At 38.0% G+C, this 19,772-nt stretch carries 23 protein-coding genes; 10 read left to right on the top strand and 13 right to left on the bottom strand.

Annotated elements, in window-relative coordinates; genetic code table 11:
* Positions 1-81 precede the first annotated feature (81 nt).
* Positions 82-2,670: a DNA mismatch repair protein MutS gene (gene mutS, locus J2Y40_RS10475; protein ID WP_309998823.1), complete on the top strand. Its 2,589-nt coding sequence runs from the start codon at positions 82-84 to the stop codon at positions 2,668-2,670.
* A gap of 30 nt (positions 2,671-2,700) precedes the next feature.
* Here the strand turns inward: mutS and J2Y40_RS10470 are convergent, their stop codons facing one another.
* Positions 2,701-2,859, bottom strand: a complete 159-nt coding sequence (locus J2Y40_RS10470) for a hypothetical protein (protein WP_153396978.1) — start codon at positions 2,857-2,859, stop codon at positions 2,701-2,703.
* A gap of 155 nt (positions 2,860-3,014) precedes the next feature.
* On the opposite strand from J2Y40_RS10470, the gene J2Y40_RS10465 reads away from it, so the two are divergent.
* The 3 genes from J2Y40_RS10465 (at position 3,015) to J2Y40_RS10455 (ending at position 4,663) form a co-directional block, all read left to right on the top strand.
* The gene (locus tag J2Y40_RS10465) at positions 3,015-3,503 is read left to right on the top strand and encodes a TlpA disulfide reductase family protein (RefSeq protein WP_153396980.1); all 489 of its coding nucleotides are present in this window, start codon (positions 3,015-3,017) and stop codon (positions 3,501-3,503) included.
* A 9-nt stretch (positions 3,504-3,512) separates the two neighbouring features.
* Positions 3,513-4,172: a thioredoxin family protein gene (locus J2Y40_RS10460; protein ID WP_309998820.1), complete on the top strand. Its 660-nt coding sequence runs from the start codon at positions 3,513-3,515 to the stop codon at positions 4,170-4,172.
* 92 nt (positions 4,173-4,264) lie between these two features.
* Positions 4,265-4,663, top strand: a complete 399-nt coding sequence (locus J2Y40_RS10455) for a DUF2809 domain-containing protein (RefSeq protein WP_309998818.1) — start codon at positions 4,265-4,267, stop codon at positions 4,661-4,663.
* Between the two features lie 98 nt (positions 4,664-4,761).
* On the opposite strand, the gene J2Y40_RS10450 is transcribed toward J2Y40_RS10455, so the two are convergent.
* The 5 genes from J2Y40_RS10450 to J2Y40_RS10430 form a co-directional block, all read right to left on the bottom strand.
* The gene (locus tag J2Y40_RS10450) at positions 4,762-5,151 is read right to left on the bottom strand and encodes an energy transducer TonB (protein WP_185151987.1); all 390 of its coding nucleotides are present in this window, start codon (positions 5,149-5,151) and stop codon (positions 4,762-4,764) included.
* 31 nt (positions 5,152-5,182) lie between these two features.
* Positions 5,183-6,097 (bottom strand): YARHG domain-containing protein, encoded by a 915-nt coding sequence (locus J2Y40_RS10445; RefSeq protein WP_309998817.1) that lies wholly within the window; start codon positions 6,095-6,097, stop codon positions 5,183-5,185.
* Positions 6,094-6,732 (bottom strand): DUF2306 domain-containing protein, encoded by a 639-nt coding sequence (locus J2Y40_RS10440; RefSeq protein ID WP_309998815.1) that lies wholly within the window; start codon positions 6,730-6,732, stop codon positions 6,094-6,096. Before J2Y40_RS10440 ends, J2Y40_RS10445 begins: the two co-directional genes overlap by 4 nt.
* A 127-nt stretch (positions 6,733-6,859) precedes the next feature.
* Positions 6,860-7,267 carry a hypothetical protein gene (locus J2Y40_RS10435; RefSeq protein ID WP_309998813.1) on the bottom strand — a complete coding sequence of 136 codons (408 nt, stop codon included), beginning with the start codon at positions 7,265-7,267 and terminating at the stop codon, positions 6,860-6,862.
* A gap of 2 nt (positions 7,268-7,269) precedes the next feature.
* Positions 7,270-8,472, bottom strand: a complete 1,203-nt coding sequence (locus J2Y40_RS10430; protein WP_309998811.1) for an NAD(P)/FAD-dependent oxidoreductase — start codon at positions 8,470-8,472, stop codon at positions 7,270-7,272.
* A gap of 113 nt (positions 8,473-8,585) precedes the next feature.
* Between J2Y40_RS10430 and J2Y40_RS10425 the strand changes: the two genes are divergently transcribed.
* The 4 genes from J2Y40_RS10425 to J2Y40_RS10410 all read left to right on the top strand — a co-directional run bounded on the left by J2Y40_RS10425 (position 8,586) and on the right by J2Y40_RS10410 (position 12,486).
* On the top strand, positions 8,586-9,080 hold the full coding sequence (locus J2Y40_RS10425) for a thioesterase family protein (RefSeq protein ID WP_153396993.1): 495 nt from the start codon (positions 8,586-8,588) through the stop codon (positions 9,078-9,080).
* Between the two features lie 86 nt (positions 9,081-9,166).
* Positions 9,167-10,231 carry a thiamine-phosphate kinase gene (gene thiL, locus J2Y40_RS10420; protein ID WP_153396995.1) on the top strand — a complete coding sequence of 355 codons (1,065 nt, stop codon included), beginning with the start codon at positions 9,167-9,169 and terminating at the stop codon, positions 10,229-10,231.
* 77 nt (positions 10,232-10,308) lie between these two features.
* Entirely contained in the window at positions 10,309-11,127 is an 819-nt protein-coding gene (locus J2Y40_RS10415; RefSeq protein ID WP_153396997.1) for an AraC family transcriptional regulator, read from the top strand.
* Between the two features lie 168 nt (positions 11,128-11,295).
* Entirely contained in the window at positions 11,296-12,486 is a 1,191-nt protein-coding gene (locus J2Y40_RS10410; RefSeq protein WP_153396999.1) for a multidrug effflux MFS transporter, read from the top strand.
* 80 nt (positions 12,487-12,566) lie between these two features.
* Here the strand turns inward: J2Y40_RS10410 and J2Y40_RS10405 are convergent, their stop codons facing one another.
* The 3 genes from J2Y40_RS10405 to pepT all read right to left on the bottom strand — a co-directional run bounded on the left by J2Y40_RS10405 (position 12,567) and on the right by pepT (position 14,719).
* Positions 12,567-12,812: a hypothetical protein gene (locus J2Y40_RS10405; protein WP_153397001.1), complete on the bottom strand. Its 246-nt coding sequence runs from the start codon at positions 12,810-12,812 to the stop codon at positions 12,567-12,569.
* 84 nt (positions 12,813-12,896) lie between these two features.
* On the bottom strand, positions 12,897-13,466 hold the full coding sequence (locus J2Y40_RS10400; protein WP_153397003.1) for a hypothetical protein: 570 nt from the start codon (positions 13,464-13,466) through the stop codon (positions 12,897-12,899).
* A 5-nt stretch (positions 13,467-13,471) separates the two neighbouring features.
* Entirely contained in the window at positions 13,472-14,719 is a 1,248-nt protein-coding gene (gene pepT, locus J2Y40_RS10395) for a peptidase T (RefSeq protein ID WP_153397005.1), read from the bottom strand.
* 741 nt (positions 14,720-15,460) lie between these two features.
* On the opposite strand from pepT, the gene J2Y40_RS10390 reads away from it, so the two are divergent.
* Both J2Y40_RS10390 and J2Y40_RS10385 read left to right on the top strand, forming a co-directional pair.
* On the top strand, positions 15,461-16,309 hold the full coding sequence (locus J2Y40_RS10390) for a hydroxymethylglutaryl-CoA lyase (protein WP_153397007.1): 849 nt from the start codon (positions 15,461-15,463) through the stop codon (positions 16,307-16,309).
* A gap of 124 nt (positions 16,310-16,433) precedes the next feature.
* Complete coding sequence (locus tag J2Y40_RS10385) at positions 16,434-17,270, top strand: sulfurtransferase (protein ID WP_153397009.1); 837 nt, start codon at positions 16,434-16,436, stop codon at positions 17,268-17,270.
* A gap of 112 nt (positions 17,271-17,382) precedes the next feature.
* On the opposite strand, the gene J2Y40_RS10380 is transcribed toward J2Y40_RS10385, so the two are convergent.
* The 4 genes from J2Y40_RS10380 to J2Y40_RS10365 are packed head-to-tail and all read right to left on the bottom strand — an operon-like array spanning position 17,383 to position 19,284.
* Positions 17,383-17,709 (bottom strand): SUF system Fe-S cluster assembly protein, encoded by a 327-nt coding sequence (locus J2Y40_RS10380; protein WP_062698447.1) that lies wholly within the window; start codon positions 17,707-17,709, stop codon positions 17,383-17,385.
* A 3-nt stretch (positions 17,710-17,712) separates the two neighbouring features.
* A complete protein-coding gene (locus J2Y40_RS10375) occupies positions 17,713-18,414 on the bottom strand; it encodes a 3'-5' exonuclease (protein ID WP_153397011.1) in 702 nt (233 codons plus the stop codon).
* Positions 18,415-18,430: 16 nt separating this feature from the next.
* Complete coding sequence (locus tag J2Y40_RS10370; protein ID WP_153397013.1) at positions 18,431-18,778, bottom strand: tRNA-binding protein; 348 nt, start codon at positions 18,776-18,778, stop codon at positions 18,431-18,433.
* Positions 18,775-19,284 (bottom strand): hypothetical protein, encoded by a 510-nt coding sequence (locus J2Y40_RS10365; RefSeq protein WP_309998793.1) that lies wholly within the window; start codon positions 19,282-19,284, stop codon positions 18,775-18,777. The genes J2Y40_RS10370 and J2Y40_RS10365 overlap by 4 nt, the downstream gene beginning before the upstream one ends.
* Positions 19,285-19,772 lie beyond the last annotated feature (488 nt).

Below are 19,772 nucleotides of genomic sequence, written 5' to 3'. Positions count from 1 at the left end.
ATATCTCCGGATGGCGATTAATTTCTGAACAAATTACAAAGCGTGAATTTATTTTTTTAAATTTGGACCTCATTTTTTATTATGGCAAAAACGAAGAAGGAAACCCCGCTAATGACGCAGTATAATACCATCAAGGCAAAATACCCTGATGCACTTCTGCTGTTCAGAGTAGGGGACTTTTATGAAACTTTCGGGCAGGATGCCGTGAAAACATCCCAAATCCTGGGCATTGTTCTTACCAAAAGAGCAAACGGAGATGGAAGTATAGAATTGGCCGGATTTCCACACCATTCAGTAGACTCATATCTTCCCAAATTGGTAAGAGCAGGAATGAGGGTGGCCATCTGTGATCAGCTGGAAGACCCTAAAATGGTGAAAGGAATTGTAAAAAGAGGCGTTACAGAATTGGTAACACCGGGGGTTACTTTTAATGATCAGGTACTGAATTCAAAAAAGAATAATTTTCTTCTTGCCCTGCATAAAGAAAAGGAAAAATACGGAATCGCTTTGGTAGATGTTTCTACCGGAGAATTTCTGGTAAGCGAAGGAAATTTAGACAAGCTTCTGCATATCGTTAATACTTTTGATCCAAGTGAGATCATTTATCAGAGAAGTATGCAGATGCCGGAACAGCTGAAAAATAAAAGTGCTTTTAAGCTTGAAGACTGGGCTTTCCAGTATAATTTTGCCTATGAAAAACTAACTTCTCATTTTAAGACCAATTCTTTAAAGGGATTCGGGGTAGAAAATCTTCCGCTGGCCATTACAGCTGCAGGAGCTATTTTTGCTTATCTGGTAGAAGATACCCATCATAATCTGCTCGCCCATATTACGAAATTGCAAACCATTCCACAGGAAGATTACCTGATGATGGACAGTTTTACCCTGAGAAATCTGGAAATTGTTTATCCAAGCAACCCTCAGGGGAAGTCTCTTCTGGATATCATTGATAAAACGTCTACTCCAATGGGAGGAAGATTGTTGAGAAGAAGAATTATTCTTCCCTTAAAATCGGTGGAAGAGATTATGAGAAGGCTTTCTCTGATCGACTTTTTAAACGAAAATGACAGCCTTAAATACGAGATCAGCCAGCTGTTGAAATCCATTTCAGATCTTGACCGTCTGATGGGAAAACTGGCTGCAGAGAAAATATCTCCAAAAGAACTGGGATATCTGCGTCAGAGCCTTATTAATATTCATACAATAAAAGGACTGCTTCACCCTCATGCTGATGTACTGGCATGGCTGGAGCCGCTGTTTGATCTGGAAGAACTGATTAAACTTTTGCAAAGCCGCCTCAACGAAGAACTTCCCGTTAATATTTCAAAAGGAAATATCATTAAGGAGGGCGTTTCAGAAGAACTGGACCGTCTGAGAGGTCTTCAAAGTAAAGGAAGAGGCTTTCTGGATGAAATGTGCCAACGAGAGATCGAAAGAACGGGAATTTCCAGTCTGAAAATTGATTTTAATAATGTTTTCGGCTATTTTATAGAAGTAAGAAATACGCACAAAGATAAAGTTCCGGGTGAATGGGTAAGAAAACAAACCCTTGTGAATGCGGAGCGATACATTACCGAGGAGCTGAAAGAATATGAAAACCAGATTCTGGGAGCTGAAGAAAAAATAGGAGTTCTTGAGAATGAGCTGTACAGAAATGTATGTTCAGAAACGATGATCTATATTGATCAGATCCAAGGGAACTCCAATATTATTGCCCAGCTTGATGTGGCTGCAGGTCTTTCTGAGCTTGCTGTTTCTGAGAGCTATACCAAGCCTGTTCTGAATGACGGTTTTGCAATAGACCTTAAAGAAGCAAGGCACCCGATTATTGAAAATGCCCTTCCTTTAGGGGAAAAATATATTCCGAACGATATCTTTTTAGATAAAGATTCTCAGCAGATCATTATGGTTACAGGCCCGAACATGGCTGGTAAATCAGCGATCCTCCGTCAGACCGCAATTGTATGTCTTCTGGCGCAGATCGGGAGCTTTGTGCCTGCCAAACATGCAGAGATCGGAATGCTGGACAAGATTTTTACAAGAGTAGGAGCCACTGATAATATTTCTGCCGGAGAATCTACATTCATGGTAGAAATGAATGAAGCAGCCAATATCCTGAACAATATTTCCGAAAGAAGCCTTATTCTTCTGGATGAGATAGGAAGAGGAACCTCTACCTATGACGGGGTTTCTATCGCATGGGCTATTGCAGAATATCTTCACCAGCATCCAAGCCAGGCCAAGACTCTGTTCGCGACACACTATCATGAACTGAACGAGATGACGGTAAATTTTGACCGTGTTAAAAATTTCCACGTTTCTATCCAGGAAAATAAAGGGAATATCATCTTTTTAAGAAAACTGATTCCGGGCGGAAGTGAACACAGCTTTGGTATTCATGTGGCAAAACTGGCCGGAATGCCTGCGAAAGTAGTCAACAGGGCTAATGAGATCCTGAAAACGCTTGAAGCGAGCCGTACTCAAGGTGGAAATACCTCGGAAAGCATCAAACGGGTAACGGAAGAGAATATGCAGCTTTCTTTCTTCCAGCTGGATGACCCGGTCCTGGAAAATATCAGAGAAGAGCTTACCAAAATAGATATCAACACGCTGACACCTATTGAAGCTTTAATGAAACTGAATTCGATAAAAAAAATGATTGGAGGTTAATCCAATCATTTTTTATTTCAGAGAATAAGACTAACAGCAGTATCCGTCTTTACCTTTCGGCCCGATAATCAGAAAATGACTTACACCTCTGAGTTTGCATAAACCTTCTGCGCATGCTCCGGCTCCTCCGTTAATCTCTTTCAGCTCGCTTTTAGTGAGTTTTCTTTTTTGAATGCTTGATTTTTTCATATTATTTAGATTGGGTTGTGTATAATTCAAAACGGAGTGATTAAAATATTATTGTGTAAGAAATAAATACAGTCTTCTGAATAGTAATAAAGTAAAAAAACGGGCTATTGTAAAGATTTACTTCAGGCCAATGAATTAATTTGTTATTTTTGAATATGAAGAATTGGATAACACTATTATTTATCTTTCTCAGTTTCACGGTATTTAAAGCCCAGCAATCTGACCTGAAAGTAATGAAATATGAAGAACTGGAAAAGCGTATTCAGCAGGAAAATGATCAACTGCTGGTCGTTAATTTCTGGTCTACCACCTGTGCTCCTTGTGTTAAAGAGCTTCCTCATTTTATGGAAATCAATAACAAAAACTCAGGGAATCCGAAATTTAAAATGATTCTGATTTCCCTTGACAGGCTGGCTGACAAAGAAAGGGTAATGAAATTCATAAAAAATAAAAACCTGACTGCTGAGGTGATTCTTCTGGATGACATTAAAAGAATGAATACATGGATTCCCAGGTTTGAAAAAAACTGGGACGGAAATATTCCGGTTACCCTATTCTATAAAAACGGGGAAAAAGTATATTTCAATGATGGAGAAATGAGCAGGGAAGAGCTGGAAAAAACAATTAACGACAATTTGCAATAAAAATAGAATATGAAAAATTTAAAAATTCTACTAACAGCATGTATCACCGGATTGGGGCTGCTAAGCTTCACCGCGGTCAATCATAACGATAATAGCCCTGTGGAAACTAATGCTCCTTCTGCTGTGAAAGGCTATGAAATAGGGGACGAAGCCACTGATTTTAAACTGAAAAATGTTGACGGGAAAATGGTTTCTCTAAGCGATTTTAAAAGTGCTAAAGGATTTATTGTCATTTTCACCTGTAATCATTGTCCGTATGCTAAAAAATATGAAGACCGGATCATTGAACTTGATGAAAAGTTTAAAAATCAGGGATATCCGGTAATTGCGATCAATCCTAACGATCCCAATGTACAGCCGGAAGATGGCTATAAAGAAATGATTGTCCGGGCCAAGCAGAAAGGATTCACCTTTCCTTATCTGGTGGATGAAGGACAGAAAATCTATCCACAGTATGGAGCCACCAAGACCCCGCATGTTTTTGTGCTGAAGAAAGAAGAAGGGAAAAATATTGTGAAATATATAGGGGCTATTGACAATAACTATGATAACCCGAATGATGTTTCAGAATACTATGTACAGGATGCTGTGACTACACTGCTGAAAGAGGGAACTGTAAAAATGCAGAAAACAGTCGCTATCGGGTGCACCATAAAAGTAAAGAAATAAATATATTTGCCTTACGGTTTGCTATAGATCGGTATTCTTAAGAGTACCGATTTTTTATGGCTAAAAATTTTAATGACCCCAAAAATCTAACCATGAACTTTAAATTCAATCTGAAATACTTTCTTCTGACCCTATTTCTCTTCCTGATAGAAATTCTCATCGCGACAAAACTGGCAGGTATATTCTTTGTAAGAGTCTATCTTGGAGATGTTATTGTGGTAATACTTCTGTATACACTGGTAAAAAGTTTTATCAGGGTAAATAATGAAAAACTGATTTTCGGAATCCTTATCTTTTCCTGTCTGGTAGAATTTGCCCAGTATTTTAAGATCGCGGAAAAACTAGGCTTCCGTCCTGGAAGCCTGATGTATATTATAATAGGTAATTCATTTTCATGGATTGATATTCTGTGCTATGCAGCAGGAGGCTTGGTTCTGTACCTATTTGTAAAATATAAGCCTCAAAAAACAGATGAGATTAGTTCAATATAGATTGTACTAAAAAAGGCGGAAGTTCTCCAGATCAGGAATGTATGAAGCATCAGGACTGGTTTTAACTTCCATCCTCCCTTTTCCAGCTTCCTTTTTGTCTATTCAAGAACAAAAACAAGAGGTTGTCTCATCTTTGCCTTCACTTTCACCCCGTCTTTTTCTGCGGGAACCCATTTGGTGGTTACCATTTTCAGCGCTCTTAAGAATTCATTTTTTACAAGCTCGTTTTCAGATGATTCTATCGCAAACTGGCTCATGCTGCCGTCTGGCTCTACTATAAATGTAGCAATTACCTTGGCGGTTTTTATATTCTCCTTGGCAGGAATAGAGGTGCGGAAGTTTTTCAAAAACTGCTGCACAAAAGCTCTGTGCCCGCCAGGGAACTCCGGATTTTTAAAATTGGCTAACGTATCCTGCGGTTTAGGAGACGGGTCAATAGGCGGCGGAGTAATCTGGGCAAAAGTTGAAATGGCCCAGAACATTATCATAAATATCAGGTATTTTTTCATGCCGTTAAAATTATCTTCCAAAACTGTCATATTTGTCTTCAGCATATTTGATAAATCGATTGAGAAGGGCTACATTCTCTTTTTCCATAGGGGAAAGGTCTTTATCTACATTGCCGGAAACAGGAATATACCAGTCAGTCTGCTCAAAAAAGTTTCTGTAGGTTTCTTTTTTGAAAGAGTAACCATGTCTGGCAAACACAGAATTTTTAATGATCTCAAGATCCAGTTTGCGCAGGTTTTTGATATCTTTTTCAGCTAGTTTCTGCTTGGAAGCATTCAGGGTAAAGACGGCCTCAGATGCTACTCTGTTTTTGGATATGGTATAGCTTTCCGCTTTGCCGTCACTGTCTGTATATTTTTCTACAAAATCTTTAGGGTTGCTCCAGTCTACAAGATTGGAGTCCGGATCAAGCATGAAATTCGGGTTGTAAACAAATTCTTTCTTCGCTAATTTGATTGTTTTTAAAGGGGCTTTTACTGCTTTTTTATTGAAAGCATTCCATTTACCAGTCATGCTGTCGCCAGCCAGTTTTACTTCAAATCTGCCGTCTGTTTTATCGTTTCCGGGCTCATCCAGAACGAAAGACTTTGAGGTTTCATTGAAAATACCTCGTATCGGGCGCTGGTTTCCATTAACGATGCTTTGTCCGTATACACTGTCTTCTGTAATCCTATTGATTTTCAGAGAGATTCTTTTGTAAACAGTTCCGTCGAATTCAGATCCATCGTCATCAGTCATTTTTTCCATTCCGGCAAATTCTCCGGTGTAGATTCCGTAGTATTCTTTGTGAACTTCGGGAATAACGGCAGAGTCTCTTTTTGCCGTCAGGGAATCCTTTGTTTTCCCATCAGTTTTGCCATCTTTTTTGCAGCTTACCAAAGAAACGGCCAGCAAAGAGACAAGAGTGTAATGTAAGATTTTCATATATGTTTTTTTGAGATTAAGTATTCAATTAAAAGGATATTAGGGATCCAGCCGAGCCATGCAATGATCTGGTAAACATCCATAGGATTCGGGTGGAATAAATATACGATAATAACTTTCCATATTCGTAGGGTGACGGCTGATAAAGTAAGAGTAAAACTCCGCCACATCCAATGCTTGTGTTCCGCGAACCGTTTCTGCCTTGCCAGCTGATAAGCTTTATAAGTCGTAAACCACCACAGTGCACCTAAAACAACAAATGAGATCTTTGATAAAATACCGCCATTCGCAAAAATTCCCATATAAATTCCGGAAGGGGCAGCACAGATCAGAATCAGAAAAATATAGACTTTTCCGGCAGTACGATGAAAATTCTTTACCCCGAAATTCTTCCTGAGAATAGCAAGAAACCCGGAAAGCAGCACAAAAATACTGGTATAAACATGAGTATAGAAAAAAGGAAGATACTCTGGTCTTTCGTGAACTTCAGTCTGCTTGATCATTAAGAAACTCACATTAGGATCCAAAGGAATATATTCCAGTGTGATCTTCAGCATCAGCCAAAAGAAATATCCAAATCCAATGAGTAAAAGGATTTTAAAGCATATAGAAATATTTTTTTTGACCAATAGCATTTTAATCCGTTAAGCTTATAAATGATTTAAAGTCATAGGAATTTTATATGTTGATTTAACCGGCTGCCCATTTTTAGTTGCTGGTTTCCATTTTGTTTTTAAAGCCTTTACGACACTGTCCATTTCTTTATTCAGTAGTCAAGTGTAAAGGAACTGTATATTGGGCAGAGACAAGCATTCCGTTACTTTCTGCCGGTTTCCATTTGGCTTTCAGTGATTTTATGGCTCTTTCTACTTCGTTATTGAAATCAATATTCTCCCCGGTTACTACTATATTTTCTATTTCGCCCTCAGTATTAACCGAAAATTTTGCTTGCGAATAAAAACGCCCTTTTAGCCCTTTTAATCGCTTTAAATTGATCTTTTCACTAATGTCTACCCGTAGCTTACTTATTCCTCCGGGGTATTCAGCTGATTGATAGCTTTTCTGGCCCTTCCCGAGAGAACCCTGAGGAGGAGGAGTTTCTGTTGTCTGTATCTGTGCAAAGACAAAATTAAATCCGATCAAAAATAGTAATAATGATAGTTTTTTCATCGTTATAAGGCATTTAAATCCTGTGCAATCAGCCACCCCTCACTCCAGCAGGCCTGAAAATTAAATCCTCCGGTTACCGCATCGATATTCAGGACCTCACCTGCAATATAAAAATTCGGGAGCAATTTTGAAGCCATGTTTTTAAAGTTAATTTCCTTTAAATCAACGCCTCCGGCGGTTACAAATTCATCTTTAAAAGTAGATTTTCCGGTCACCGGAAATTTCTTTTTACAAAGATTTTCCAGTATTTTCTGCATTTCCTTTCCTGAAATATTAGCCACCTGTTTGTTGAGGTCTATTTTTGAAATATCCAGGATTTTTTGCCAGAATCTGTTGGTAATATCAAAGATTTTAGATTGTCCGATAGACTTTTTAGGGTTATTTTGTTTAAAGTCCTGGAAAATTTCTTCTGCATCATCTATGGCTATGGAGACAAAATTGACCTCAATTTCAAAGTTATACTTCAATTTTGCAAGACTAATGGCTTCCCATGCAGAAATCTTCAGAACTGCAGGCCCGGAAAGTCCCCAGTGCGTAATCAGCAATGGTCCGCTTTCATCTGTTTTCAGTTGAGGAATTGAGATGCCGGCATTTTCAAAACTGGTTCCCGGAAGATCTTTTAAAAGTTCATCTTTAATATTGAAAGTAAAAAGGGAAGGAACGAGGGGAACGATCTTGTGCCCCAGGTTTTCAACAATTTTCAATGATTTTGGTGAACTTCCGGTAGTGTAAACTACATAATCTGCTTCAAAATCTCCGGAATTGGTCTTTATGAGATACTTTTCATCCTGTTTTTCAATTTCTTTTACCGTGCATTTTGTTTTTACTTCAATATTTTTCTTCTGGATTTCATTCAGGAAAGTATTGATGATCGTCTGGGAAGAATTGCTTTCAGGAAAAGTTCTGTTGTCATTTTCAATTTTCAGCGGAACATTGCGCTGATCAAACCATTCCATGGTATCTCCGGGTTGAAATTTAGTAAAAACGCTTAATAATTCTTTATTCCCTCTCGGATAGAACTGAACCAGTTCTCTGGGATCAAAACAGGCATGCGTAACGTTACATCTCCCGCCTCCGGAGATCTTTACCTTTTGCAGAACGTCTGAATTCTGCTCTAGAATCGTAATGTGATATTTCTTTTCGTCAAGATTCGATGCACAGAAAAACCCTGCTGCACCGCCTCCGATAATGATGATCTTTTTCATGTATAGGTAATCTTATGCTGAAGATTATTTTTCCAAAAGTACAATTTTTATAAACCATCTTATTTGAGTATTTTTGAAGATTATAATTTAATCATACTAAAAACGACTTTTACATGATTTTCTACCATACATTCGAAGTACGCTGGAGTGATCTTGATGCAAACAAGCACCTGGCTAATTCATCATACGTTCAGTACTGTGCCCAGGCCAGAATGGCTTTTATGACCAAAGAAAAAATGGGGGTTACCCAGTTAAGCAGATGGGGAATCGGACCGGTGATCCTGCACGAAAGGTATTCATTTTTCAAAGAAATTTATGCTGATCAGACGGTCATTGTAAGCGTAGAAATTGACGGATGTTCTGATGATTCAGCCATCTACCGTTTTGTTCACAAATTCTATACTCCGGATGGGGCACACTGTGCAACCGCTGAGGCTACAGGCGTATGGATTGATATGATGCTGAGAAAAATGACGACACCGCCGGATGATGTGGTGGAAGCAATGAATAAATATAAAACCCCGGAAACCGTAGTGCTGAGCAAAGAAGATTTCAAAAAGTTTCCTTTCCATCCGCATAATATTGATCCGGCAGAATTTACTAAATAATTCAACGTTCAAGTTCCGAGTTTAATAGTTCCGAATTGATTTGCAATTATTAATACTTTTTACACTGAACATTAATACAAGAAAATATGTTTGAAGATAAATCAGAGGAATTAACACCCATCTCAAAGCTGGGAGAATTTGGTCTTATTAAGCATTTGACAGAGCATTTTCCGCTTACCAATGAATCTTCGGAGCTTGGTGTGGGAGATGATGCCGCAGTTATTAATCCTGAAAATAAAAGAGTAATCCTTACGACCGATGTTCTGGCAGAAGGCGTACATTTTAACCTGGGTTATGTACCTTTAAAGCATTTAGGATATAAAGCGGTGGTGGTAAACCTCAGCGATATTGCCGCAATGAATGCCGTTCCTACACAGATTCTGGTTTCCCTTGCTGTTTCAAGCCGTTTTCCGGTAGAAGCACTGGAAGAGATCTATGCCGGAATTCAGGCAGCCTGTGCAAGATACAAGGTTGATCTGATTGGAGGTGATACTACAAGTTCTAATTCAGGGCTGGTGATGAGCATTACTGCAGTTGGAATTGAAAATGAAGAAAATATTGTCAAAAGAAGCGGAGCAAAACCAAATGATCTTCTTGTGGTTACAGGTGATTTAGGCGGAGCGTATATGGGACTTCAGATTCTTGAAAGAGAGCATGCCGTTTATCTGGCCAATCCTGATATGCAGCCGGAAATGGAAGGGTATGACTATATCCTGGAAAGACAGTTGAAACCAGAGGCAAGAACAGATGTTAAACAAATTCTGGAAGAACTGGGTATTAAACCAACTTCTATGATTGACATTTCGGACGGTCTGGCTTCTGAAATCCTTCACCTTTCCGATCAGTCTAAAGTAGGATTCAGACTGTATGAAGAGAAGATTCCTCTGGACAGTCTTACCATCTCTACAGCTGATGAAATGAATTTAAACCCGGTAATGACAGCATTAAGCGGAGGTGAAGATTATGAGCTGCTATTCACTATCTCTCCAAATGATTTTGATAAAATTAAAAATCATCCTGATTTTACTATTATTGGTCATGCGGTGGAAAAAGAAGACGGAAACTTTATGGTAGCAAGAGGATCTAATCAGTTAGTTGCTCTTACGGCCCAGGGCTGGGATGCTTTTTTAGGCAGCCAGCAAAATCAATAAAATTATATTTAATTTGAATATTGTAGAAAACCGCAGCACTTTTTTGCTGTGGTTTTTGTTTATGAACAGCTGTATCTATGAATTTACCAGAAAAAGAAATCCCTGTCCATCATCTGACTTCCGAAGAATTTCAGTTCAGTACTCTGGAAACAGGACATCCGGAGAATTTTAATGATGTTCACCGTCATAATTTCTTTGAGATCATCTGGTTCGGTGAAATTAAGGAAAACAGCTTTCTTGAACTGGATTTTGAAAGACATATTCTTCGCCATGGTCAGGTCTGCATTATTGCTCCGGGGCAGGTATTTAATATGAAACTGCGCGGTGAAAAGGGGTATGTGCTTGCGGTGTCGAGGGAAATATTTAAAGAAGCATGTGCTATTGAGCCTGTACTTACCGGAGGAACGGTTCCTTTTTCTTTAGATAATCAAAGTGAAAAAGCCTGTAGCAGCATCATTTCACTCATAAAACAGGAATATGATGGTGCTTCACGAATTGATCTGCTGAAAACCTATCTGAAAGCATTTTGTATTATCATTACGGAGCAGATGAATGTACAGAATCCGTTAGCTAAGGAAAAGCAGCGTATTCAGGAGTTGATCAGCCTGATAGAAGAACATTATATTGTTCATAAAGATACCCGTTTTTATGCAGATGAAATAAAGATAAGTCCTCATCATCTTAATGATATTGTCCGTCTTTCAAGAGGTACAACCGTAAAGAAAATGGTTAATCAGCGGCTTTTGCTTGAGGCTAAAAGAGAACTTAGCTTTGGGGCTTTGACGGTTAAAGAAATTGCTTTTAAACTGGGGTTCAGTGATGCTTCTTACTTTTCCCGGTTTTTTAAAAAACAGACAGGGCAGAATCCTGAGGGATTTAAACAAGGGGATCATTGATCTTCAGAATGTTCCTTTTATTTTAGCTTAAAAGGTAGAATAAAGGTGTGGGTGTAATGGTAAATCTTCAGTTTGTGCTGGTCTTCCTTCAGTTCTTTTATTGAAAGGTCTTGGTTTTTCAATCAATTTTGCAGACAGAAAACCGCCTGTGAAGGCTTATTGCTTTTTATGAAGAATTTGAATCTGGTAGTGTTTATTCTGGCACTGCTCAACACGTTGGAATCCCTTAGTATAGACCTTTATCTGCCAGCTTTCCCAAGTATGGCCCAAATTTTTAAAACAGATATCGGGCATATTCAGATTTCAATTTCCGTATTTTTTGCCGGATTTGCCTTTGGGCAATTGCTTTGGGGCCCTTTGTCTGATAAAACAGGAAGGAAACCCATGCTGTACTGCGGACTTCTGCTTTTCATTGCCGGAACAGCTGCTATATTTTTCACGGCTAATATTTATGTTTTATGGGTGATGCGTTTTCTGCAGGCTTTTGGAGGAAGTGCCGGTATTGTGATCGGCAGGGCTATTGTGATCGATCTGTATGACAAACAAAAGTCGGTCGCTATTTTTTCACAGCAGTCTCAGATCAGCGGAATTGCTCCGATTGTTGCTCCGTTGCTGGGAAGTGTATTTCTTAAATTCTGGGGTTGGAACAGTTCGTTTGCTTTCTTGGGTATATTGGGAATGATTACTTTGTTTATGGTGATCAGATATATTCCTGAAACCAATTCCAAAATAGAAATCCAGGATCAGATAGAAAATGAAAAGAGTTTAAAAGAGCAGTTGAAATTCATTCTTTCCAATAAGGATTTTATCAATAATACCATGATCGGGAGTATTGCCTTTGCTTCCCTGATCATTTATATCTCCAATGCCCCTTTTTTATTTATGAAACTTCACGGTTTCTCCAGTGGAGTATTCAGCTTGATATTCGGGTTTAATTCTTTGGCTTTAATTACGGCAGCATACCTTACTCCAAAGCTGGTTAAAAGGATAAAAGACACTAAGCTTTTGTTTATGGCTACTGTTGTATTATTGTCTGTTTGCTGTCTTCATATCCTTATTGCAGCTGGAGATCTTTCGGTTGCTTTAGAAATCGGGATGCTGTATCTGTCATTGCTGGCTATAGGAATTCTGTTTCCCATTACTTCTGCCCATGCGCTGTCTCCTTTTAAAGAAGGTAGGGGAACGGCTGCTGCTGTGATGGGATTTATGCAGCTGATGGTTACTTTCCTGCTGTCTGGATTAGCAGGATTTTTAGAATCGGATTCTATTATCCCCATGGTGGTGATGCGGGCAGGAATTGCCCTGATTGCCGTATGGTTCGGCTGGCGTTCCCTTACAGGTAAAAAAGCTTTTATTTAACGACCGGAAGAGACTAAAAGGAAAGTTTGCCATAAATAGAGCATAAAAAAACCGGATGAATATTCTTCCGGTTGATTTTTTTAATAAGGCTGCTCTTCACAGATTTGTATAGGCTCACAACCTCCGCCACCTCCACCGGGATTTCCGCCGCCAACAGATACACAGGTTCCGGGATTTCCGTCATCAGCCATTTCACAGGCCTTTCCAAAAGTGCACTCACAGTCAGACCAGCAATAGGCAGAATCTCCGTTCATATGACAGCCTCCTCCGCCGTTTCCAAGAATCAGAATAAGGTCCTTTCTTAAAAGTTTTTTCATTGTTTTCATAATAAAAAAGTTTTTGTTAATGATTGGTGATCAGGTAAATATAGAAAAAAATAAACCCGCTGTACATTCAGCGGGTTGTATATTTTATTGTTTAAGGTTTAGATTTAAAGGAAGGACAACGGCTGACATTACCGGTTTTCCGTTTTCTTCAGCAGGTTTCCATTTTCCTTTATCTTTGATTTTGTAAAAAGCGGCTTCAACAAAAGTATTCACATCTTCATTATTCCCTTTTACTTTAGGTTGGAAGACGTTTCCTTTAGCATCTACAGCAAATCTTAAGGTTGCTTTATAAGAGCCAGCCGGATAATTCAGAAAAGATAAATCTACAGCCTCATTTAAGAGTTTTTGAAAAGCGGCTTTTCCTGTTTCATATTCGGCTTCCTTAGTTACCTTTTGTGCAAAAGGAGGTGGAGCGTCCGTTATTTTCTTCTTTTCTTCCTCAGAAATCTTCTCTAAAGCGTTTTCATAGGCGGAAATTTTCTCTTCCGTAAGAAGCCATTCCTGCTTGGTTCTTTCATCATTAGGCTTGGGGTATTTTTTGTACAGAGCCTTTACCTTCCTGTCATACCGAGAGTCTGCTTTCAGGAAGGCAGAAACCTGTGCATGGCTGACAGCAAAGATTAACATGAATAAGAACACTGAGAATCTTTTCATCAAAACTAAGCTTTTACAATGTTAATGATGACTTCCGTTGCTTTTTCCATACTTTCCAGAGCAACATATTCATAAGGACCATGGAAATTAATTCCTCCTGCAAAAATATTCGGACATGGAAGACCCATGTATGATAATTGAGCACCGTCAGTACCTCCTCTGATCGCTTTAATTTTAGGCTCAATACCAGCGTCTTTCATCGCTTTGGCTGCAAGATCTACAATATGCATTTTGCCTTCAAACTGCTGTTTCATGTTTCTGTATTGTTCCTTAATTTCCACTTCAGCAGTTCCTTCACCATGTTTCTGGTTGAATTCAGCGATTTTTTCCTCCATGAATTTCTTTCTGCCTTCAAATTTATCAGCATCATGGTCACGGATGATATATTGAAGTTTAGCTTCAGAAATATCAGCATTGATGTCCATTAAATGATAGAACCCATCAAAACCTTTAGTGGTAGCTGGGGTTTCTCCGGCAGGAAGCATTTGGGCAAATTCAGCGGCTAAAAGGGCAGCATTCACCATTTTTCCATAAGCATATCCCGGGTGAACACTGAGACCATGGATTTTTACTACAGCACCTGCTGCATTAAAGTTTTCATACTCCAGTTCACCTACTTCTCCGCCATCCATCGTGTAAGCCCATTCCGCACCGAATTTGGCAACATCAAACTTGTGTGCTCCTCTTCCGATCTCTTCATCAGGCGTAAATCCTACGGCAATTCTTCCGTGCTTGATCTCCGGGTGGGCGATCAGATACTCTGCTGCAGTTACAATTTCTGCACATCCTGCTTTATCATCTGCTCCCAGAAGAGTATTTCCGTCTGTTGTAATGAGGGTCTGGCCAATATATTTTTTTAAACTTTCAAATTTTGAAGAAGACAGGGTAAATCCTGTAGCCTGGTTTAAAAGAAGATCGTTTCCGTCATAATTTTTCCAAACCTGAGGGTTTACATTTTCCCCGCTGAAATCAGGCGAGGTATCATAATGTGAAATAAACCCGATTGTAGGTCTGTCATCATTTTCAAGGTTAGAAGGCACATAGCCCATGATATAGCCGTTGTCATCTATTGAGACATTTTCTAAACCAATTGTTCTCAGTTCTTCAGTAATATATTTTGCAATATCCCACTGTCTTGCTGTTGAAGGTGTTGTTTCACTTTCAGCATCACTGGTTGAATATATTTTTACATAGCTGAGAAAACGGTTCAGTAATTTCTCTTTCCACAATGGGCTAAATTCTATTGTACTCATCAGATATCATAAATTTGAACAAATATACAATGTAATTTGTTCATAATTTGCACGAATGCCTGTATATAAATTCAGATAGACTATATTGAAGAATACGGTCTAATGTTGCGTTCGGATATTTTCCGGAAAATTAGTTTATTAAGCTCTCTTTATGAACCCTTTATAAAGGTTTTTAATAATAAAAATAACACCAGCAGTAACAAAACCAAGCTCAGCACCTCTGCAACAGGCTTCAACTTTTTCATCAGTTTATACCCTAGAATGATTTTTTTCTGCTCTTTATCGTCATAATTGTTCATATCTCGTCTAATGTGTGTTTTTTTTAACAAATTTATATCATTTTTATCTGATAATAGACTGTTTTTTTAATAAAATATATAAAAGTATAGTTATTTCAAAATGGAATTTAGGCGAGTAAGATCATTTGTTTTATATTTTTAATTTTTTCACAAAATTTGATCTCTAGTGATCACAAAATCATAAAGAATAATTAAAATATTTAAAAACTAAATTTTTATTAAAATTTCTTTTTTAAATACTAATGTTGAATAGATCTGATGTACTCTTTATCTGGAAATAACCGGAAATATTATACCCGGGATAATTTATTTGTAAAGAAATATAAAGTATTGAAATTATAAATTGGAAGTAAGCTGTTGAAAATCAAAATAATCTTAGATTTGTATGCCGTGTATATCAAATTATTTAGTTTTATTATATTTGAGAAAATCAAAAAGTACAATGTTTCTTACCGAATGTCCTAGAGATGCCATGCAGGGATGGGGAGAATTTATCCCTACCAACAAAAAAATAGATTATATCAACTCTTTGATGGAAGTTGGTTTTGATGTATTGGACTGTCTGAGCTTTGTGTCTCCAAAAGCAATTCCTCAGATGGCTGATTCTTATGAGGTTGCTGAAAATATTGATAAATCATTATCCAATACCAAAGTTTCTGCTATTATCGGAAATTACAGAGGGGCAGAAAAAGCTTTAAAACATCCTTCTGTGGATATTTTAGGTTTTCCGTTTTCTATTTCGGAAACGTTTCAGCACAGAAATACCAATAAAAGTCAGGAAGAAGCTTTTGAGGAAATCATTAAAATGCTGGAGCTGACTAAAAATGAAGGAAAGCAGCTGAATATCTACTTTTCCATGGCTTTTGGAAATCCGTACGGCGAAATGTGGAAGTGGGAAGACGTAGATTTCTGGGCGAAAAGATTTTCAGAAATAGGAGTTAAAGATGTTTTACTGTCTGATACAACAGGAGTTGCAACTCCGGAAACGATAGCTCTTTTATTTGAGAAAATTCCTTCCCAATATCCGGAAATTAATTTTGGAGGACATTTCCATAACCGATATGAAGATTCTTACTCCAAATTAAAAGCGGCTTACGATAAAGGCTGCCGAAGATTCGACAGTGCAATCAAAGGAATAGGAGGGTGTCCGATGGCAAAAGATGATCTTGTGGGCAATATGCCTACAGAACAGGTGATCAATTTTATGAGTGTTGAAAAAGTAGATCATAATCTGAATCTGCTGAATTTCGAAAGCTCATACAATAAAGCAAAGGATATTTTTCATTTTTAGATAAAAACTTTAACAGATTTAGCAAGCATACGTATCCGTTTGATCTGTAAGGTTTATAAAATATTAATAGAAGCGGGCTTTAGCCCGCTTTACTTTAATTAGAATTAACACCAAAATAAACAAGATGTCTCCAATAATCTCATCATCCGAATTAAAAAATATTTCAGCAGAAAACCTCATCATTCTTGATGCCAGAGCTGGAAAAGATATGCGTCAGAACTATCTTGAAAAACATATTGAAGGAGCCCGTTTTATAGACCTGGATAACGATCTTGCTGAAATAGGTGAAGATGCTGCGTTTGGTGGAAGACATCCGCTTCCGGCTGTTGAAAGGTTTGCAGAGACTCTTGTTGATCTTGGAATATCCGAAGACTCCCGTATTGTTATTTATGATGATAAAAACGGGGCTAATGCTGCTGCGAGGGCGTGGTGGATGTTAAAAGCATTCGGATTTGAAAATGTACAGGTTCTTGACGGAGGAATGCAGGCTGCAGAACAAAACGGAATTGAATTTTCTTCAGGAGAGGAAACTTTTGACAAAGCTCTATTAACTGAAAAAGATCATTGGATTTTGCCTGTTGTAAGCCTTGAAGATGTTGAAAATGGGCTGAGAAATAATTCATCTGTCGTTATTGATGTACGGGATGCATACCGTTACAGAGGAGAGTCAGAGCCTATTGATCTGGTGGCAGGGCATATTCCGGGAGCTATCAATATTCCTTTTTCGGAAAACCTTGATGAAACTGGGAGTTTCCTGAAGCCAGAAGTCTTAAAAGAAAAATATTCACAATTATTACAAGGTAAACCCGAGCATCTGATTATTCACTGTGGATCAGGGGTTACTGCATGTCATACCATTTTAGCACTGAACTATGCAGGATTCAATATTCCTGATCTTTATGTAGGTTCCTGGAGCGAATGGAGCCGTAGAGAAGGGAAAGAAATTGCAAAAGATATTTAGAAAAACAAAAAACCTCAGATTTATTTCTGAGGTTTTATTATTTTAATGAAAGTCGAAGGTTGGGAGAGAATTTGAGTGGTCTGTAAAAGACAGTTAAACCTCTGCCTTAGATTTAAAGCATTCCCAATTCAAACTTGGCTTCTTCGCTCATCATATCTTTGTTCCAGCTGGGCTCGAAAGTAAGCTCCAGATCAACGCTTTTCACGTGTTCTACTTCTGCAACCTTATCCTTTACTTCCTGTGGCAGAGTTTCAGCAACGGGGCAGTTTGGAGTGGTAAGGGTCATTATAATTTTTACGTCAGCGTCATCAGAGATCTGTACATCATACACCAGTCCTAATTCGTAAATATCCACCGGAATTTCAGGGTCATATACGGATTTCAGTACTTTGATGATTTCCTCACCAATGTCAGCAATTTGATCGTCAGTAAATTTCATTTTTTAATCTAGATTGATATTCCTTTTCAACAAATCTTCCTGACGCATGCGCCGGAAAATATTTGCCAAAGTTAAGACATCTTTTTCACAATAGTCCACTATTCGCTGCAAGTCTTTTTCTATGTAGTAAATTGATGAAACCATTGAACCGTCTATATCGTCTTTAGGAGTGGGAATACCAAAGACATGAGCCAGTAATTCCAGAGACACAAAACTTTTATAATCCCCAAATTTCCAAAGTTCCATGGTATCAATATGCGGAATTTCCCATGGCTTTTTCCCAAACATTTGGAAGGGGACAGGAGGCTGCATACCGTTGATCAGAAACCGTCTTGCAATCCAGGGGAAATCAAATTCCTTTCCGTTATGGGCACAAAGGATCACGTCACGAAGCCTTGGGCTGTTGAAGATTTCCCCGAATTCCTGCAACATTTTCTTTTCATCATGTCCGGAGAAACTTTTTATTTTCAGGGTTTCATTTTTTTCAAGCATTCCTATGGTAATGCAGATGATCTTCCCGAATTCGGCCATAATACCGGCTCTTTCATAAAATTCAGCAGCTGAAATATCGTCTTTTCTCTGAAATTTGGTTTTTTTGTCCCAGAGATGCTGCTCGGTTTCAGATAATTCATTCCAGGATCCTGCCTGAGGAACCGTTTCGATATCAAGAAATAAAATTCTTTCTAATGGTATATTCTGTATCATAGGTGTTTTTTATTGATTATCCCACCTGCATTCCGTTTTTTGTAGGCAGAGAAGGGCTTAGAAGGGTAACATCTTTTTTGTCTTCCCCATACAATCCCAAAACAAGGCATTCACTAAAAAAGTTGGCAATTTGTTTTTTAGGGAAATTAACAACGGCTAAAATCTGTTTGCCTATTAATTCTTCTTTTTGATAAAGTGATGTAATTTGTGCTGATGATTTTCTGATTCCCAAATCCCCAAAGTCTATTTCCAGCTGATAAGATGGATTCCTCGCTTTTTCAAAATCGTTAACTGAAAGTATGGTTCCGCAACGGATGTCTATTTTTTCAAAATCGGCCCAGGTAATATCTGGTTTTGTGGTCATGGTAGTGTATTAATTAAATGTTCAACTTCTGTTTTTTGTTCTGCATATTTTTGCTGTAGTTCTGAGCTTTCACCCATTCTTTTATAATATTCCAGGGCTTTTCCACCGAAAAATTTCTTATGAAAGTCTGAAACATCCGGAATTTGAGGAAAAACGGTATGAAAAAGCATTTCATAGTACGCCTGAAACTCTCTTTCATTTTTGTCTTCTATTACTTGTCCGGGTGCTTTCTGGCGAACATGCAGCATTTCATGGGCGATCATATTGAGGACAAGGCCCAGGTCAAAATCAAATAAATTCCGCGGAATCATAACGGTTTGCGGCCCCCCCAGTACTCCCTCTGCCGTAAGAAGCATTGAGGTTGGTGAAAGCTCTTGCCTGAATCCAAATCCGGCAAAGTTCTCATGTTCCAGATTAAAAGAGTGGATCAGATATTTGGCGGCATCCAGAATCTGGTCATGTTCTTTGTAAGCATCAAGATGTAAATGGATCTGCTCAAAATTCATAAACAATATGTTTTATAACAAATGTATTAAAATAACCTGATTTCAGATGAAGAAAGTTAGAGTGAAATGGCTTATTGGTAAGTGGATAACAGAAAATAATGATAAGGATGAAATTTATAATGGTTTTATTATAAATAGATATATAAAAATAAATGAAATTGAGGCTTGCTGTTTGAGAAAACAGAACAGTCTGTTCTGTTCGTTCGTGTTTTTACCATTCTATTGCGGGTTTCTATCAATCTATTGGAAGGATAAAGAATTATCTTTGACCCAATTTTTAGATTTCATAGAAATTCACAGTCCACTCTATGTTTCTAATTTTTATTTCTTGCCTCTTACCGCAGTCTGCGAATAAGTTTATAGAAATATTTTTTTTCATCAATTGTGTTTATTAAACCATATTTTTTATAAATATGGTTTTTTTGTTATAATTATATCCAGCAGATGTTTTAAATTATTAAAAATTGACTGCTTTCATAAAGCATTAT

This window comes from Chryseobacterium sp. 2987 (assembly GCF_031456375.1).
Classification (GTDB): Bacteria; Bacteroidota; Bacteroidia; order Flavobacteriales; family Weeksellaceae; genus Chryseobacterium; species Chryseobacterium vaccae.
This window is presented reverse-complemented; position numbering and strand designations above follow the sequence as displayed.